At 69.6% G+C, this 15,622-nt stretch carries 18 protein-coding genes; 8 read left to right on the top strand and 10 right to left on the bottom strand.

Annotated features, from left to right (window positions below):
* The 3 genes from AS96_RS03230 to ppsA form a co-directional block, all read left to right on the top strand.
* Positions 1–571 (top strand): APC family permease (locus tag AS96_RS03230; protein ID WP_036285623.1); only part of this gene is annotated, 571 nt, incomplete at its 5' end.
* Positions 572–784: 213 nt separating this feature from the next.
* On the top strand, positions 785–1,597 hold the full coding sequence (locus AS96_RS03235) for a pyruvate, water dikinase regulatory protein (protein WP_036285625.1): 813 nt from the start codon (positions 785–787) through the stop codon (positions 1,595–1,597).
* A 63-nt stretch (positions 1,598–1,660) separates the two neighbouring features.
* Positions 1,661–4,048 (top strand): phosphoenolpyruvate synthase, encoded by a 2,388-nt coding sequence (ppsA, locus tag AS96_RS03240; RefSeq protein WP_036285627.1) that lies wholly within the window; start codon positions 1,661–1,663, stop codon positions 4,046–4,048.
* A gap of 38 nt (positions 4,049–4,086) precedes the next feature.
* On the opposite strand, the gene AS96_RS03245 is transcribed toward ppsA, so the two are convergent.
* The 3 genes from AS96_RS03245 to AS96_RS03255 all read right to left on the bottom strand — a co-directional run bounded on the left by AS96_RS03245 (position 4,087) and on the right by AS96_RS03255 (position 6,569).
* On the bottom strand, positions 4,087–4,845 hold the full coding sequence (locus AS96_RS03245) for an MBL fold metallo-hydrolase (protein WP_036285629.1): 759 nt from the start codon (positions 4,843–4,845) through the stop codon (positions 4,087–4,089).
* Between the two features lie 48 nt (positions 4,846–4,893).
* Complete coding sequence (locus tag AS96_RS03250; protein ID WP_231477077.1) at positions 4,894–6,198, bottom strand: HNH endonuclease signature motif containing protein; 1,305 nt, start codon at positions 6,196–6,198, stop codon at positions 4,894–4,896.
* Positions 6,199–6,293: 95 nt separating this feature from the next.
* Positions 6,294–6,569, bottom strand: a complete 276-nt coding sequence (locus AS96_RS03255; protein ID WP_231477079.1) for a hypothetical protein — start codon at positions 6,567–6,569, stop codon at positions 6,294–6,296.
* A gap of 70 nt (positions 6,570–6,639) precedes the next feature.
* Here AS96_RS03255 and AS96_RS03260 point away from each other — a divergent pair, with 70 nt between their 5' ends.
* Entirely contained in the window at positions 6,640–7,185 is a 546-nt protein-coding gene (locus tag AS96_RS03260; RefSeq protein WP_036285632.1) for a ribonuclease H family protein, read from the top strand.
* Here AS96_RS03260 and AS96_RS03265 read toward each other — a convergent pair.
* The 4 genes from AS96_RS03265 to rlmN form a co-directional block, all read right to left on the bottom strand.
* Positions 7,182–7,544, bottom strand: a complete 363-nt coding sequence (locus tag AS96_RS03265; RefSeq protein WP_036285634.1) for a VOC family protein — start codon at positions 7,542–7,544, stop codon at positions 7,182–7,184. The two genes, AS96_RS03260 and AS96_RS03265, sit on opposite strands and share 4 nt — an antisense overlap.
* A gap of 56 nt (positions 7,545–7,600) precedes the next feature.
* Positions 7,601–8,095: an NUDIX domain-containing protein gene (locus AS96_RS03270; protein ID WP_005047824.1), complete on the bottom strand. Its 495-nt coding sequence runs from the start codon at positions 8,093–8,095 to the stop codon at positions 7,601–7,603.
* Between the two features lie 31 nt (positions 8,096–8,126).
* Entirely contained in the window at positions 8,127–9,140 is a 1,014-nt protein-coding gene (locus AS96_RS03275) for an aldo/keto reductase family protein (RefSeq protein ID WP_036285639.1), read from the bottom strand.
* 218 nt (positions 9,141–9,358) lie between these two features.
* A complete protein-coding gene (gene rlmN, locus AS96_RS03280; protein ID WP_036285641.1) occupies positions 9,359–10,591 on the bottom strand; it encodes a 23S rRNA (adenine(2503)-C(2))-methyltransferase RlmN in 1,233 nt (410 codons plus the stop codon).
* Positions 10,592–10,670: 79 nt separating this feature from the next.
* On the opposite strand from rlmN, the gene AS96_RS03285 reads away from it, so the two are divergent.
* On the top strand, positions 10,671–10,979 hold the full coding sequence (locus tag AS96_RS03285; RefSeq protein WP_005047830.1) for a hypothetical protein: 309 nt from the start codon (positions 10,671–10,673) through the stop codon (positions 10,977–10,979).
* A 52-nt stretch (positions 10,980–11,031) separates the two neighbouring features.
* Positions 11,032–11,904 carry a Cof-type HAD-IIB family hydrolase gene (locus tag AS96_RS03290; RefSeq protein ID WP_231477081.1) on the top strand — a complete coding sequence of 291 codons (873 nt, stop codon included), beginning with the start codon at positions 11,032–11,034 and terminating at the stop codon, positions 11,902–11,904.
* An 88-nt stretch (positions 11,905–11,992) separates the two neighbouring features.
* Here AS96_RS03290 and AS96_RS03295 read toward each other — a convergent pair whose 3' ends face one another.
* The 3 genes from AS96_RS03295 to AS96_RS03305 form a co-directional block, all read right to left on the bottom strand.
* Positions 11,993–12,829, bottom strand: coding sequence for an SDR family oxidoreductase (locus AS96_RS03295; protein ID WP_036285645.1), 837 nt, complete (start codon positions 12,827–12,829; stop codon positions 11,993–11,995).
* Between the two features lie 121 nt (positions 12,830–12,950).
* Positions 12,951–13,724 carry an enoyl-CoA hydratase/isomerase family protein gene (locus AS96_RS03300; protein WP_036285647.1) on the bottom strand — a complete coding sequence of 258 codons (774 nt, stop codon included), beginning with the start codon at positions 13,722–13,724 and terminating at the stop codon, positions 12,951–12,953.
* A gap of 145 nt (positions 13,725–13,869) precedes the next feature.
* Positions 13,870–14,631, bottom strand: a complete 762-nt coding sequence (locus AS96_RS03305) for an SDR family NAD(P)-dependent oxidoreductase (RefSeq protein ID WP_036285649.1) — start codon at positions 14,629–14,631, stop codon at positions 13,870–13,872.
* Between the two features lie 125 nt (positions 14,632–14,756).
* Between AS96_RS03305 and AS96_RS03310 the strand changes: the two genes are divergently transcribed.
* The gene (locus AS96_RS03310; RefSeq protein WP_036285651.1) at positions 14,757–15,107 is read left to right on the top strand and encodes a DUF488 domain-containing protein; all 351 of its coding nucleotides are present in this window, start codon (positions 14,757–14,759) and stop codon (positions 15,105–15,107) included.
* A 106-nt stretch (positions 15,108–15,213) separates the two neighbouring features.
* Positions 15,214–15,369 (top strand): hypothetical protein, encoded by a 156-nt coding sequence (locus tag AS96_RS14865; protein WP_442921699.1) that lies wholly within the window; start codon positions 15,214–15,216, stop codon positions 15,367–15,369.
* Positions 15,370–15,622: the final 253 nt, after the last annotated feature.

Here is a 15,622-nt window from a genome sequence, read left to right on the forward strand (position 1 = left end):
GGGCGGCATCGTGCTGCAGTCGGTGCTGACGGCGGCGGGTTTCGCCGCCACGCTGGCGTCGTGGCTCGCCTCACACGCGTCGGTCGCCCGCATGCTGCTGGTGATGGGCCGTAACGGCGTGCTGCCGAAGCGTCTCTTCGGCTACATCAGCCCGCGCACCCACACGCCGGCGTTCACCGTGGTGCTGGTCGGCATCGTGAGCCTGGCGGCCATCGCGTTCACCCTCGACCAGATCGTCGACTACATCAACTACGGCGCCCTCATCGCGTTCACGTTCGTGAACATCTCGGTGATCGCCTGGTTCGCCGTTCGCCAGGGACGCCGTCGCACACCGCGCGACATCATCAACTACATCGTGATGCCCGCGATCGGCATGGCGCTCACGGGGCTGTTGTGGGTCAACCTCGATGACCACGCGCTCGTCGTCGGTCTCATCTGGACCGGCCTCGGGCTCGTGTACCTCATCTTCCTCACCCGTGGCTTCCGTCGCCCCGTGGTGTCGTTCGATGAGAACCAGCCGGTCACCGGCTTCAACAAGATCGTCGAGCCGGGGCCGCGCTCCCAGATCTGAGTGCCGTCCCCGCCGCACCGGGAAAGGGGGCGGATGCCGCAGGAGTTGCGGCATCCGCCCCTCTCCTTTTTCTGCCACAGCGTCAAGAATGACCATTCTTTCGCGCTGATACGCGCAGAGGGATGCCGCATCTTTCGTAGTCTCGGAGCAATCGGTCATGGGACCGACCCCCGATACGCCGTCGGGGACCGCCGAGACGACGAGGAGGGCCGTGTGACGACGCCCCGTGCCGCCTACTTCGTCTCCGACTCGACGGGCATCACCGCGGAGACGTTGGGCCGTGCCCTACTCGTCAACTTCCCGGGCGTCTCCTTTCGCCATCACACCGTGCCGTTCGTCGACTCGGCCGAGGGTGCGGCCGCGGTCGCCCGCGAGATCGATAGGGCAGCGGATGCCGGGATGCAGCCCATCGTGTTCCACACCGTGCGCTCGCCCGCGGTCGCACGCACGCTCGGTGGTGCTCGCGCCACCCACATCGACCTCCTGAGCGGCCACCTCACCGAGCTCGAGGCGGCGCTCGGCACGACGGCATCCGAACAGCTCGGCTCGTTCCACACCGTCGGCGACACCGAGCAGTACTTCGCGCGGATGCGCGCGGTCGAGTACGCCATCGAGCACGACGACGGGCAGAGCATGCGCGCCCTCGATCAGGCCGACGTGCTGATCGTCGCACCATCGCGCTGCGGCAAGACGCCGACGACCATGTACCTGGCGCTGCAGTACGGACTGCTCGTGGCGAACTACCCGCTGACGGACGACGACTTTCCCACCGAGGGACTGCCGCGAGCGATCGCCCCCTACGCGGCGCGCTGCTTCGGGCTGACCACGACGCCGCTGCGACTCAGCCAGGTGCGCCACGAGCGCAGGCCCGACTCGACGTACGCGAGCCTCGCGCAGTGCACCCTCGAGCTGCGCCGCGCCGAAGACCTCTACCGGCGCACCCACATCCCGTTCGTGAACTCGTCGACCAAGAGCGTCGAGGAGATGTCAGCGGTGATCATGCAGTCCCTCAAGCTCCGCACCTGACTCTTCCGCTTCCCCTTCCACCGCACACACCGCGCACACCGCACCCACCGAAAGGCTCGACACATGAGCAGCATCCTCTGGTTCGATCAGCTCGGCATGGCCGACCTCCCCGCCGTGGGCGGCAAGAACGCGTCTCTGGGCGAGATGGTGTCGCACCTGTCCGCCGCCGGCGTGAGCGTTCCCGGCGGCTTCGCCACGACCGCCGACGCCTATCGTGAGTTCCTCGCCGAAGGAGGGCTGCGCGAGCGCATCGCGGCGGCGATCGCCGAGGTCGACGTGGAGGATGTCGCGGCCCTCACCCACGCCGGCACGCAGATCCGGGCGTGGGTGGAGGAGCAGCCCTTCCCCGCGGAACTGGAGTCCTCGATCCGCACCGCGTACGAGCGGCTGACGGCGGAGCACCCCGGCGCCTCGTTCGCGGTGCGCTCCTCGGCGACCGCCGAAGACCTCCCCGACGCCTCCTTCGCCGGGCAGCAGGAGACCTTCCTCAACGTCGCAGGCATCGACAACGTGCTCGCCGCCATCCGTTCGGTGTTCGCGTCGCTGTACAACGACCGCGCCATCGCGTACCGCGCCCACCACGGGTTCGACCACGACGAGGTGGCCCTGTCGGCCGGCATCCAGAAGATGGTGCGCTCCGACGTGGGCGCGGCGGGCGTCATGTTCACCGTCGACACCGAGTCGGGCTTCGAGAACGCCGTGTTCATCACGAGTTCGTACGGACTGGGCGAGGCCGTCGTGCAGGGCGCGGTCAACCCCGACGAGTTCTACGTCTCGAAGGTGGCCCTGCGCGCAGGGCGCCCGGCGGTGCTGAAGCGCTCGGTCGGAGAGAAGGCCATCGCGATGCGCTACACCGATGCCCGCGAAGCGGGCGCGTCGACCAGGTTCGAGGATGTCCCGGCATCCGAGCGCCGACGGTTCTCGATCGATGACGCCGACCTGGTCGAGCTCGCACGCCAGGCGCTGATCATCGAGGAGCACTACGGCCGGCCGATGGACATCGAGTGGGGCAAGGACGGCATCGATGGACGGCTCTACATCCTGCAGGCCAGGCCTGAGACGGTCGTCTCTCGGGTGGAGGCCGGGGTCATCCGCCGCTTCGTGCTGGGCGCGCGCGGCGAGGTCGCGACGGCCGGACGGGCGATCGGTCAGCGCATCGGCGCAGGGCCCGCGCGGGTGCTGCGCAGTCTCGACCAGATGGCCGAGTTCCAGCCGGGCGAGGTGCTCGTCGCCGACATGACCGATCCCGACTGGGAGCCGATCATGAAGCGCGCGAGCGCGATCATCACCAACCGCGGCGGGCGGACGTGCCATGCGGCGATCATCGCACGCGAGCTCGGCATCCCCGCCGTCGTCGGCACGGGGGATGCCACGGCCACCCTCGCCGACGGCGATGAGGTGACCGTCTCGTGCGCGGAGGGCGACACCGGGTTCGTCTACCGCGGCATCCTGCCCTTCGAGGAGGAGGTGACGCGGCTGGACTCGATGCCGGAGGCACCGGTGAAGATCATGATGAACGTCGGCACGCCCGATCAGGCCTTCTCGTTCTCACGGCTGCCGCACCGCGGAGTGGGGCTGGCGCGGCTGGAGTTCATCATCAACCGGCAGATCGGCATCCACCCGCGGGCGCTGCTGGAGTTCGACGCACTGGAGGGCGAGCTGCGCGACCGTGTGGCCGACGCGACGGCCGCCTACGACGCGCCGCGCGACTTCTTCGTGCGCCGAGTGGCGGAGGGCGTGTCGATGATCGCGGCGGCGTTCTGGCCGGAGCCGGTGATCGTGCGACTCAGCGACTTCAAGTCGAACGAGTACGCCAACCTCGTCGGCGGCGAGCTGTACGAGCCGCACGAGGAGAACCCGATGCTGGGCTACCGCGGCGCGTCACGGTACATCTCCCCCGACTTCCGCGCGTGCTTCGACATGGAGTGCGAGGCACTGCGGTTCGTGCGCGACGAGATGGGCTTCACGAACGTGCAGGTGATGGTGCCGTTCGTCCGCACCGTCGGGGAGGGCCATGCGGTCGTCGAACTGCTCGCCGAGAATGGCCTGCGCCGCGGCGAGAACGACCTCAAGGTCATCATGATGTGCGAGCTGCCGTCGAACGCACTGCTCGCGGATCAGTTCCTGCAGTTCTTCGACGGGTTCTCGATCGGCTCGAACGACATGACCCAGCTGACCCTCGGGCTCGACCGCGACTCGGGGCTGGTGGCGTCGACGTTCGACGAGCGCGATCCGGCCGTGCTGCGCCTGCTGTCGATGGCGATCAGCGCGTGCCGCGCGGCGGGCAAGTACGTCGGCATCTGCGGGCAGGGACCGTCGGATCATCCCGATCTGGCCGAGTGGCTCGTCGCGGAGGGCATCGAGTCCGTCTCGCTCAACCCCGACACGGTCGTGGAGACGTGGCTGCGCCTGTCGAAGACGGCCGCCGTCGAGGCGCCCGGCGTGGGGTGATCACCGTTTGACGTTGCGCCAGCCGAGTCCGACGGCTCTCAGAGCGGCAACGGCACGCCGGCGGTCGGCACACGCAACCTGTCGGCGAGTCCCGCGTAGGCGAACTCACGTCCGAGGCGGTCGATCGTCTCGGTGAAGTGGTGCCATCCCTCGGCATGCACGGGAACGATGATCGCCTCCCCCAACGCCCGTGCCGCCTCGACGGCGGTGCGGGCGTTGAGGGTGAGGTCGCTGTCGCCGAACCGCCCGACGTTGGCGGCGCCGGTGAACAGGACGGCGATGTCGATCGTGCCGATGCGTTCGACGATCTCGGCGACGAGCGCGCTGTCGGCATTGTCGCCGGAGACGTAGACGACCGGCTCGCCCTCGGCGCGCAGGATGAAGCCCGTCACCGGGCCGGAAAGCTCCTCGGCGCCGGCCGGACCGTGGAGAGCGGGGACGGCGATGATCTCGACACCGCCGACGGTGTGGCACTGCCACGACGCGAGGCCGTGGATGCCCCCGATGCGCGAGGCCGCCGCGGGCGTGGAGAGCACGGTTGCGGCGCGAGACAGGAACGCGCGACCCGCGGCATCCAGGTTGTCGGGATGCTGGTCGTGTGAGAGCAGCACGACGTCGATCGCGCCGACCTCGTCGGCCGTCCGGGCCGGGCCGGTGAGCTTGTGGAGTGTCACCGATCCCGACGGATAGTCACCCGGCTCGTCGAACGTCGGATCCGTGAGGACGCGGATGCCGGCGTACTCGATGATCGCCGTGGGACCGCCGACGAGAGTGAGCACGGAGCGCGGTGAGGTCATCCTCCCAGTCTCTCTCGGCTCACGACCTCCGCCGGAGCCGAGCACGTGTCAGCGGGTGAAGACGGGGAGGGTTCGTTCGGGCGCGACCACGTACCGGCGTCCGTAGGGGGAGATCCATTCGAGGGCGCCGTTGTGGGTGGGGTCGGTGAGGTGGTGCACGCGCCAGCCGCCGTGGTGTTTGAGGGTGTGGTGTCCGCGGCACAGGGGTGCGAGGTTGGTGAGGGTGGTGTGGCCGCCGTGTTCCCAGGCGAGGGTGTGGTCGAGGTCGCACCGTTCGGCGGGTATCGCGCAGCCGGGGGCCATGCAGCGGGCGGCGCGCCAGCGGGCGAGTTTCTGCAGAGCCGGGGGTGGTCGGTAGCGTTCGCGTCCGACGGAGAGGACCGCGCCGGTGTCGGGGTGGGTGAGGATCCGCATCCACCCCTCCGCCCCACCACACAACTCCCGGGCTTTGTCGATCGGGATCGGCCCGACACCGTCGACGACGGCGACCCCGCAGTTCAGCGCGTCGGTGGGTGCGTCGAGGAGGGCGAGGGCGGGAACGGTGACGACGACGGTGGCTCGGATGCCGCGGGCGGCGTCCGGGTGAGCGGTGCAGGTGCCGTCGATCAGCAGGTCGCCGAACACGTCTGCGCGCGCCTGATCCAGCGTGCGATCATCGCCGCCAGCGTCGGTCACCGCCTTCGCGATCGCGGTGAGCCGTCCCCGGATGGCGTGCGCCTCAACCGCGGGCAGGTACGCGGTCAGCCAGGCCATGCCGTCGTCGGCGGGTTCCACGAACACGCGCCGATCCTGCAGCGCCCGTTCGTGGCGTTCGGGGAGGGTTTCGGTGCGGACCTGATCGATCAGCGCCCGCACCCGCCGACGGAACGTGCCGACCGGTTCCGCCTCCGCCAGCACCAACGCCCGCGGGTAGACCGCTTCCCGCTCGGCCGGGGTGAGGGGGTCGAGCAGTTCGATCAACACGTGCACGTGCCGTTCCGTCACCCGCGCCGCCCCCAGGGCGTCCAACACCGCCGGGTACCGGGTCTCCAGGGCTTGCGCCTGCGTGAGCAGCACCCCCGCGGCATGCTCCGTGACCCGTAAGGCTGCCGCGAGTTCCAGGCGGATCGCCCGCTCCACGACCTCGACCAGACCCCGACCGCGACCAGCAGCGTCTGCGAGAGCTTCTCGCCGGTACGCGGCGACCCGTCGATAGCGTTCCGCGGCGAACACCGCGACCATCGCATCCGCATCACAGACCAGGTCCACCGCATCGGGCGCAACCCACCCCGGATCACACGGAAACACCTCGTCCTCGACGGCATCCCACCGACCCGGGACACCCGGGGAAGAACCTCCGTCGACGACCTTCATAACCCCGACGCTACCGGCAACCCCCGACATTCCCCGCTCGCCGGTGAGCCGCCGAAAACGGCAGTCCGGCGCGGAAAACCAGTCCCCCAGAACCATCAGCCATTCGGGATTCGGCAGCGGCACCCGCGCGCGGACGGCGTGACGAACACGTCGCACACCCACGCGAACGTCGCGGCATCCGTGACGACGCGCGCGTAGCCGACGAGTATGCCGTCGGCATCCAACGCCCCAATATTCAGCGACGCCCGAACGGCGCGTTCGACAAGCTCACGGCTGCGCCCGAGCGCCCAATACGCCTCCTCGGAGAGCCAGCGGTGCACGAGGTCCAGGTCGATCTCGTCCAGCTCTGTCGTCACGCGCACACCGGTCATGTCGTCACAGGAGAGGAGCCAGGGCGCGCCCGCGGCATCCGCCGTCCGCCCCATCGAGTAGCGTCGAACGGTGACTTCCGCGACCGACCCGACCGACTCATACACCGTGGCCACCGACGGCGCCTGCAAGGGCAACCCGGGGCCGACGGGGTGGGCGTGGGTCGGCGAGGATGGTCACTGGGCGGCGGGCGCGATCCCGGTGGGCACCAACAACATCGGTGAGCTCATGGGGCTGCTGAAGGCGATCGAGGACCATGCCGACCTCGCGCACCTGATCGTGCAGGCCGACTCGAAGTACGCGATCGACACATACTCCTCGTGGATGGATGCCCACCGCCGACGCGGGTGGAAAACCTCGACGGGTGCGCCGACGAAGAATCGCGACCTGCTCGAACAGCTCATCGTCGCCCGCGACGCCCGTCGCGCGGCGGGACTGCCCGACGTGGTACTCGAGCACGTGCGCGGCCACCGCGGACACGTCCTGAACGAATGGGCCGACGAACGCGCCGTCCGCGGCGCCGAGCACGCCGCGAAGGGCACCGCGAGTGCGTGGTCGTCGCTGGGCGGCCTGCACCCTCAGCTCGACGTGTCAGCAGCGCCGAAGAAGAAGCGCTAGTCCTGGGTCGTCCCCTCGAACAGGCCGATGTGGTTGCCGTCGGGGTCGGCGAGCACTGCCCACCAGCTCTTCGCCGTGATCGGCTGCTTGCCCATGACGACCGTCGCCCCGGCGGCCTCGGCCTTGGCAATGGTGTCGTCGATCGAATCGACCTCGACGTACGAACGCGGCTGGGTGAACCCCTCGCTGCGCGGGGCGAGTCCGCCGCCGCTGATGCCGTTGGGGGCCGACCACATCGGGGAGCCCTCGAAGCCCGGCGGCTCCGCGATCTGCCAGCCGAACAGCTCGGAGTAGAACGCCGCGGCCTGCGCAAGATCCGCGACCGGGATGTCGATATGCGTGATGTCGCCGTGTGCCATGAGTGCCCCCTTCGTCGCGCACAGTCTTCGCCACCGGGGGTGCGCCCGCAAGAGGGTCACATCTTGCGCATCAACCGTTCACACGCGTCCAGCGCCGGCCGCTGCCCGGCGACCAGTCGGGGGCGGGCTTCTGCGAGCGGCATCCAGGCCACGCGGTCGATCTCGGGAAAGCTCTGACGGCGTCCCGACCGCGGCGGCCACTCCATCTCGAACGCGCCGAACACGAGCGCGGCGCGGTCGACATCGGAGGCGAGGAATCCCGTGCCGTCGCCACAGAACACCGTGACGGACTTCGCCCCCGAAGAGTACGCGAAGGTGCCGAGCTCGACGTAGGGGACCTCGGGCGGGTCGACGCCGAGCTCTTCGCGGAACTCGCGCGCCGCGGCATCCCTCGCCGCCTCCACCTGCGGATCGAACTCGCCCTTGGGGATCGACCAGGCCCCCTCGTCCTTGCGCGCCCAGAACGGACCGCCCATATGTGCGACGAGCGCCGACACCGTGCCGTCCGGATCGGTCCGGTACAGCAGGATGCCGGCGCTCGTCGTGACCATCGTCAGACGACGTCTCTCATCGTGAGAGCGCTCAGAGCGGACGCGAGGCGGGCGAGACCGTGTAGGTCTCTTCGGGGTCGGTGACCGCGGCGGGGGCGAGGGCCTCATCGATCGCCGACATCACCTCGGCATCGAGGACGACGCCGGACGCCTTGACCGAGTCCTCGAGCTGCTCGGGGCGCGAGGCGCCCACGAGCGCCGCCGAGACGTTCGGGTTCTGCAGCACCCACGCGATCGCCAGCTGCGGCATGGTGAGGCCCGCCTGCTCGGCGATCGGCTTGAGCTTCTGCACGGCGGCGAGCGTGTCGTCCTGCAGGAAGCGCTTGATGAAGTTCGCCCCGCTCTTCTCGTCGGTCGCCCGCGAGCCGGCGGGCACGGGCTGACCGGGCAGGTACTTGCCGCTGAGCACGCCCTGCGCCATCGGCGACCAGACGATCTGCGAGATGCCGAGCTCCTCGGAGGTCGGCACGACCTTGCCCTCGATGACGCGCCAGAGCGCCGAGTACTGCGGCTGGTTGCTCACGAGCTGGAAGTTCAGCTCCTTGGCAAGTGCGGCGCCCTCGCGCAGCTGCTCGGCCGTCCACTCGCTGACGCCGATGTAGAGGGCCTTGCCCTGGCGGACGATGTCGGCGAAGGCCTGCATCGTCTCTTCGAGCGGGGTCTCGTAGTCGTAGCGGTGCGCCTGGTACAGGTCGACGTAGTCGACGTTCAGGCGGCGCAGCGACCCGTGGATGCCGTCGAAGATGTGCTTGCGCGAGAGACCCTGGTCGTTCGGTCCCTTCTTGCCGATGGGCCAGTAGACCTTGGTGAAGACCTCGTAGTCGGTGCGTTCGAGGCCCTTGAGCGCCTCCCCGAGCACGACCTCGGCGGCCGTGTTGGCGTAGGTGTCGGCGGTGTCGAACGACGTGATGCCGAGATCCAGCGCCTTGTGCACGGTGGCGATGGCGGCGTCGTTCTCCACCTGGGAGGCGTGGGTCACCCAGTTGCCGTAGGTGATCTCCGAAACCTTGAAGCCGCTGTTGCCGAGATAGCGATAATTGACCATTCCTCCACGCTACTGCCGCCGCCTATGGGCGGGGTCAGGCTTGACAGGATGGTGCGGTCTCGGCATCCGCCGCCGGCGTGGGCGCCATCCCCCTCGAACCGAACTGCAAGGGATGCCGGGCGACACGCCGCCACTGGCCACCCCGCACCGGCGTGTCGGGCAGTCGGCCTTGCAGTTCGGGCAGCGCGAGGGCAGCGCGCGCGGCGCGGCCCGCCGGGTCAGTCGACGGGAACGGATGCCGCGACGGCGCGATCTTCCTCGGTGGCGACGAGCTGGCCGCACGCGCCGTCGATCTCCTTGCCGCGGGTGTCGCGGAGGGTCGTCGGGATGCCGGCCTCGTTGAGGCGGCGCACGAACTCGCGCTGCACATCCTTGTCGGACGCGGTCCACACCGAGCCCGGCGTCGGGTTCAGCGGAATCGGGTTCACGTGCACCCAGCCGCGGCCGCGCTCGTTGAGCTTCGTCGCGAGCAGATCGGCGCGCCACGCGTGGTCGTTCATGTCCTTGATCAGGGCGTACTCGATCGACACGCGGCGGCCGGTCTTCTCGAAGTAGCCGCGCGCGGCATCCAACGCCTCATCGACCTTCCAGCGCGAGTTGATCGGGATCATCTCGTCGCGCAGCTGATCGTCGGGGGCGTGGAGAGACAGCGCGAACGTCACCGGGATGTCCTCGGCGGCGAGCTTGTTGATCGCCGGCACGAGGCCCACGGTCGACACCGTCACGCCGCGCGCGCTCATCCCCAGGCCGTGATCCTTGTCGACCATCGTGCGGATGGCCTGCATCACCCGGTTGTAGTTGGCGAGGGGCTCCCCCATCCCCATGAAGACGATGTTGGTGACGCGCTCGTCGGCGTGCTCGGCGGGGCCCAGCTCACCGGCACGGATCGCCGCGTTCGCGCGAACGACCTGCTCGATGATCTCCGCGGCCGACATGTTGCGGGTGAGCCCCGCCTGACCGGTCGCACAGAACGGACAGTTCATGCCGCAGCCGGCCTGGCTCGACACACACAGCGTGATGCGACCGGGGTAGCGCATGAGCACCGATTCGACGAGCGCCCCGTCGTGCAGCTTCCAGAGGAACTTGATCGTGTCGCCGCGGTCGGTCTCGAGCCGTCGCACCTCGGTGAGCAGATGCGGCAACAGGCCCGCGACCAGCTCCTCCCGTCCGGATGCCGGCAGATCCGTCATCGCGGCGGGGTCGGACGTGTAGTGCTGGAAGTAGTGCTTCTCGACCTGCTTGGCCCGGAACCCCGGCAGCCCCAGCTGCTTCACCCGCTCGACGCGCTGCTCGGGCGTCAGGTCGGCCAGGTGCACGGGCGGCATCCCGCGCTTGGGCGCGGCGAACTGCAGCAGGGGTTTGCCGTCGGCATCCACCCGTTGGGTCCAGCCCTCGGTGCGGGGGCGCACCTGTCGGGGACGGGTGGTGCGCACGGGGCTGGACTCGGTCATGACTCCAGGGTACCGAGGCCGACTGGATGAGTGGCGGGCGCGGGTCACCTGGCTGCGCGCGACTTCTAGACTTCTCAGCATGAGCACCCCCGACGCCGCGGCATCCGCTCGGCGCACCCCCGCGTCGCACGCCGTCGCGGTGCACAAGGTGCTCAACAACAACGTCGTGATCGCCAAGGCGGGCGCGGTGCCGCTGCAGCTCCTGGAGCTCGGCCTGGTGTTCGCGGTGCTCGCCGTCGTGTCCGACTCGATGTGGGTGCTCGCCGCCGCCGCGGCACGAACGTGGTTCGCGCGCTCACCGAAGTGCATCGAGCGGCTGACCGCGACCGGCGGCGGAATGATGATCGGGCTCGGCGGCATGCTGCTCGTCACCGGGCCGAAGCACTGACGTTCGGTCCGGTGACCACCGCGACACCGGGAGTTCAGCCGTACCGGGGAGAATGGATGCCGTGAGCTCCTCGTCGATAACCCCGTCCCGCCGCCGCATCATCTTCATCGACATCGACGGGACGATCCTCGAACACGGGGCCCAGATGTCGGCCTCGACGCCGGTCGCGATCGCCGCCGCGCGCGCGAACGGTGACCTGGTGTACCTGTGCACGGGTCGCTCGGCCGGTGACATCAACCCGAAGGTGCGCGCCATCCCCGTCGACGGCGCCATCACCAACGGCGGCGCCTTCGCCGTCCGCGGCGACGAGCAGATCGTCGCGCACCTCATGCCGCGCCCCCTCGTCGACCGGATGATCGCGTACTTCGAAGAGCACGGTGCGCACTACTTCCTGCAGACCGACGGCACCGTCTACGTCAGCCCCGGCGTGCTCGAGCACGCCCGCCGCTTCATGCGAACCCACCCCCCGGTCGACGAACGCGCGGCGGCCGCCGCCTCGGAGGATGTCGCCCTCCTCAACCACTACCGGCCGCTCGACGAGGTCGACCTCGATGCCGTGGTCAAGGCGACCTTCCTCAGCACGGCCAGCGACACGCTCACCCGCGCCGCCGACGAGCTGGGGCCGCAGTTCCACGTGATCCCCGGTTCCATCCCGCTGCCCGGCGGCTCGAACGGCGAGATCTGCCAGCAGGGGGTCAACAAAGGCGCGGCGATCACCGAGGTGCTCGCCGTGCTGGGGATGGATGCCGCCGACGCCATCGGCATCGGCGATAGCTGGAACGACGTCGAGATGTTCGAGGTCGTCGGCACGTCGGTCGCGATGGGCGGTGCCGATCCCGAACTGCAGGCGATGACCGACATGGTCACCACCGGCGTGCTGGAGGACGGCGTCAGCAACGCCCTGACGCGCCTCGGCCTGATCTGACCGGGGTACCTCTCCCGGGTCGTTGAGCGAGGAGCGCAGCGACGAGTCGAAACGCAGAGGGGCGCAGCGACGAGTCGAAACGCAGGGCTCAGAGGAAGATGTCGGGGAACAGCTCGTGGTCGGGCGTGCCGGGTGTCGCCGCATAGCGGGAGAAATCCGTCACCCCGGCATCGCGCAGCACCTGCTCGACGATGAGCGTCTGACCGGTGTACTCCCGCGCCGGCCGGGTGAGCACTTCGTACGCCGCGTCGGCGTAGACCTCGGGGGTGCGGCTGACCTTCATCATCCGGTCGCCGCCGAGGGCGAACTGCACGGCGGCCGTGGCGATCGTCGTCTCGGGCCACAGGGTATTGGCGGCGATGCCGTCCTTCGCGAACTCCGCCGCCATCCCGAGCGTCGCCATCGTCATCCCGTACTTGGCGAGGGTGTAGCCGGTGTGCGCGCCCAGCCAGCGCGGCGTGATGTTCAGGGGCGGCGACAGCGAGAGGATGTGCGGGTTCTCGGCATCCTTCAGAATCGGCACGGCCGCACGGCTGAGCATGAACGTGCCGCGGACGTTGACGTCCTGCATGAGGTCGTACTTCTTCGCGGCGAGCTCGAGCGAGCCCGACAGATCGATCACCGAGGCGTTGTTCACGACGATGTCGATGCCCCCGAACTCTCCGTGGGTCTTCAGCACCGCCGCGGTGATGTCATCGTCGTTGCGCACGTCGCCGACGATCGGCAGTGCCCGCCCACCGGCCGCCTCGATCTCGGCCGCGGCGCTGTGCACGGTGCCGTCGAGCTTGGGGTGCGGAGTGTCGGTCTTGGCCATGAGGGCGACGTTGGCGCCGTCGCGCGCGGCCCGCAGTGCGATGGCGAGGCCGATGCCGCGGCTGCCGCCGGACATGAGGATGGTCTTTCCGGCGAGGCTTGCGTCAGCCATGTCTGTCTCCTTCGTGTCCCACTCGGGGCGTGCGTTGTCCGTGTCCCACTCGGGGCGGGTGTCGTCCCAGAAGAGGTCGTTTCAGGCATCCGATCTCGACCGTTTCTGGGACATGCGGCGGTCAGGTCTGTGAGCTCTTGCGGGATGTCTGGGCGAACGCGGCCACGCGCGCGGCCGCGTCGGGGGTGTCGAATCGCGCGCCGATCGTCTGCGCCTCGTCGGAGAGGTTGTCGGCGAAGGCGCGGCGCGCACCCGCCCGGATGAGGCGCTTGGCCTGCCCGAACGCCGCCGTCGCGTTCTCGAGCCAGAACGACGCGACCTCGCCCGCGCGGGCGGCGGGGTCGGCGGAGAGCTCGGTCACGAGCCCCCAGTCGAGCGCGGTCTCGGCATCGACCGTCTCGTCCTGCAGCAGGAGTCGCAGCGCCCGGGTCTGCCCGATCGCCGCGGGCAGCAGCGTCGAGACGCCGAGGTCGGGGCTCAGACCGATGTTCGCGTACCGGCTGACGAACTTGGCGCGGGGCCCCGCGACGATGTAGTCGGCCGTGAGCATGAGGCCCAGGCCGCCCCCGGCAACGGCGCCCTGCACCGCGGCGACGACGGGCTTGTCGGCTTCGACGAACGTGCGGATGCCGTCGTGGATGATGCCCGCCATCTCCGTCACATCGGCGCCCGAGGCCCCCGAGGTCGACATCTCGATAACGTCGCCGCCCGCGCAGAAGGCCGGGCCCGCGGCATCCATCAGCACCGCCCCGACGGTGTCGTCGGACGTGATCTCGTGGGCGATATCGCGCCAGCGGCGTCCCATCTCGAACCCCATCGCGTTGAGCGAGGCGGGACGGTTGAAGGTGACGCGCGCGAGCGCGCCCTCGCGGGTGTACAGAATCGAGTCGGTCATGGGCGGGTCTCCTTCGTCGGGCGTACTGTATTCAGTCCGGTCGGGGCGGCCACGCTGCCACGCCCGCGGGGTTCCGCTGCCGCCCTGCCTGCAGCGCGTCGCGCAGACTGAGGACGGTACGCGGCGGCGGGCCGACCGGCCGGGCTCACTTCGGCGCCATACGGATCGCGCCGTCGAGGCGGATGGTCTCGCCGTTGAGGTAGCCGTTGCGGACGATCTCGAGCGCGAGCGAGGCGTACTCGTCAGGCCGCCCGAGCCGCTGCGGGTAGGGCACCTGCTGGCCGAGGCTCTGCTGGGCCGCTTCGGGCAGGCCCGCGAGCATCGGGGTCTCCATGATGCCGGGGGCGATCGTGCAGACGCGGATGCCGTAGCGGGCGAGCTCGCGCGCGATCGGCAACGTCATGGCGTGCACCCCGCCCTTGGATGCCGAGTAGGCCGGCTGCCCGATCTGGCCGTCGAACGCGGCGACGGATGCGGTGTTGACGATGACGCCGCGGTCGCCGCCGTCGGTCGGCTCGGTATTCGCGATGGCGGCGGATGCCTGGGAGATGACGTTGTACGTGCCGATGAGGTTGACACGGACGATCTTCTCGAAGTGGGCGAGGTCGGTGGGCGCCCCCTCGCGGTCGAGCACCTTCGCGGGCGGGGCGATGCCGGCGCAGTTGACGACGACGCGGAGGGGGCCGTGCTCGCCCGCGGTGGCGACGGCGGCGGCGACCTGGCCCGGGTCGGTCACGTCGGCGGGGGCGAACGTGCCCCCGATCTCGGCCGCGCGGTCGGCTCCGGGAGATGTGGGCAGGTCGACGATGACGACGTGCGCTCCGGCGTCGGCGAGACGGCGGGCGGTCGCGAACCCGAGTCCGCTCGCGCCACCGGCGACGAGGGCCGATGCTCCGCTGATGTCCATGTGTGCTCTCCTTCGAACTCCTCGTCCAGCCTAGGCGATGGGATCGAGTACCAAAAGCACAGACACCCAGTCCCACAGCATGGAGGGGGTGGCGCCGCCGTCCGATACCGCGTTGACTGGAGCGCATGGACGTGAGGATCAAGCGCGTGTACGAACCGCCAGCACCCGACGACGGCTTCCGTGTGCTCGTCGACCGGCTCTGGCCGCGCGGGCTGTCGAAGGAGCGCGCCGCGATCGACCTGTGGGAGAAGGACGTCGCACCGTCCGACGCGCTGCGGACGGCGTTCCATCACGGGGGCCTGCCGTGGCCCGATTTCGCCGACCACTACCGCGCCGAGCTCGCCGGCGCGCCGGCGCTCGACGAGCTGAGTCGCACCGTCGCGGACCACACGACGACAACCCTCCTGTACGCCGCCCATGACGAGCAGCACAATCAGGCCGTCATCCTGCAGCACCTCCTCACGGACGCCGCGTGAGCACCCCCTCCGCGGATCTGGCCGTTCCCGCCCGGGTCCGCGCGCGCTGCACGAGGCCCTTCCCGTCGACGACTGCCCCTTCGACTGGTCCCTCCCGACGCGGATCGTGGATGTCGACATCGCCGTCGCCGCGATGAGCACGACGCGGAACTGCGGACCCGGGTGGGAGCGCACGCTCATCGACGCGTACGGCATCGCCCCCGACAGCGTCTCGCGTACTACCGAGACCTCTGGAACGCGACGTGACGGCGCGGCAGGATGACCCCATGACCCACCCGCTGATGTTCGACGAGGCCGATCCGCTGCTCGGTCGAGTGCGTGGCATCCACCCGCGAATCACCACTCGTGCTTCGAATCACCGTCGCTTTTGCGCGAAACGCGTCGTGACTCGCGAAACGCGTGGTGACTCGCGAAACGCGTGGTGACTCGCGGATCGGGCGGTGACTCTCGGGTCGGGTGACGACCCGCCGCGCGAACGCGCGAACGCGCGGCATCCTTCCCCCCGGATGGATGCC

This window comes from Microbacterium sp. MRS-1 (genome assembly GCF_000585455.1).
GTDB classification, from domain to species: Bacteria; Actinomycetota; Actinomycetes; order Actinomycetales; family Microbacteriaceae; genus Microbacterium; species Microbacterium laevaniformans.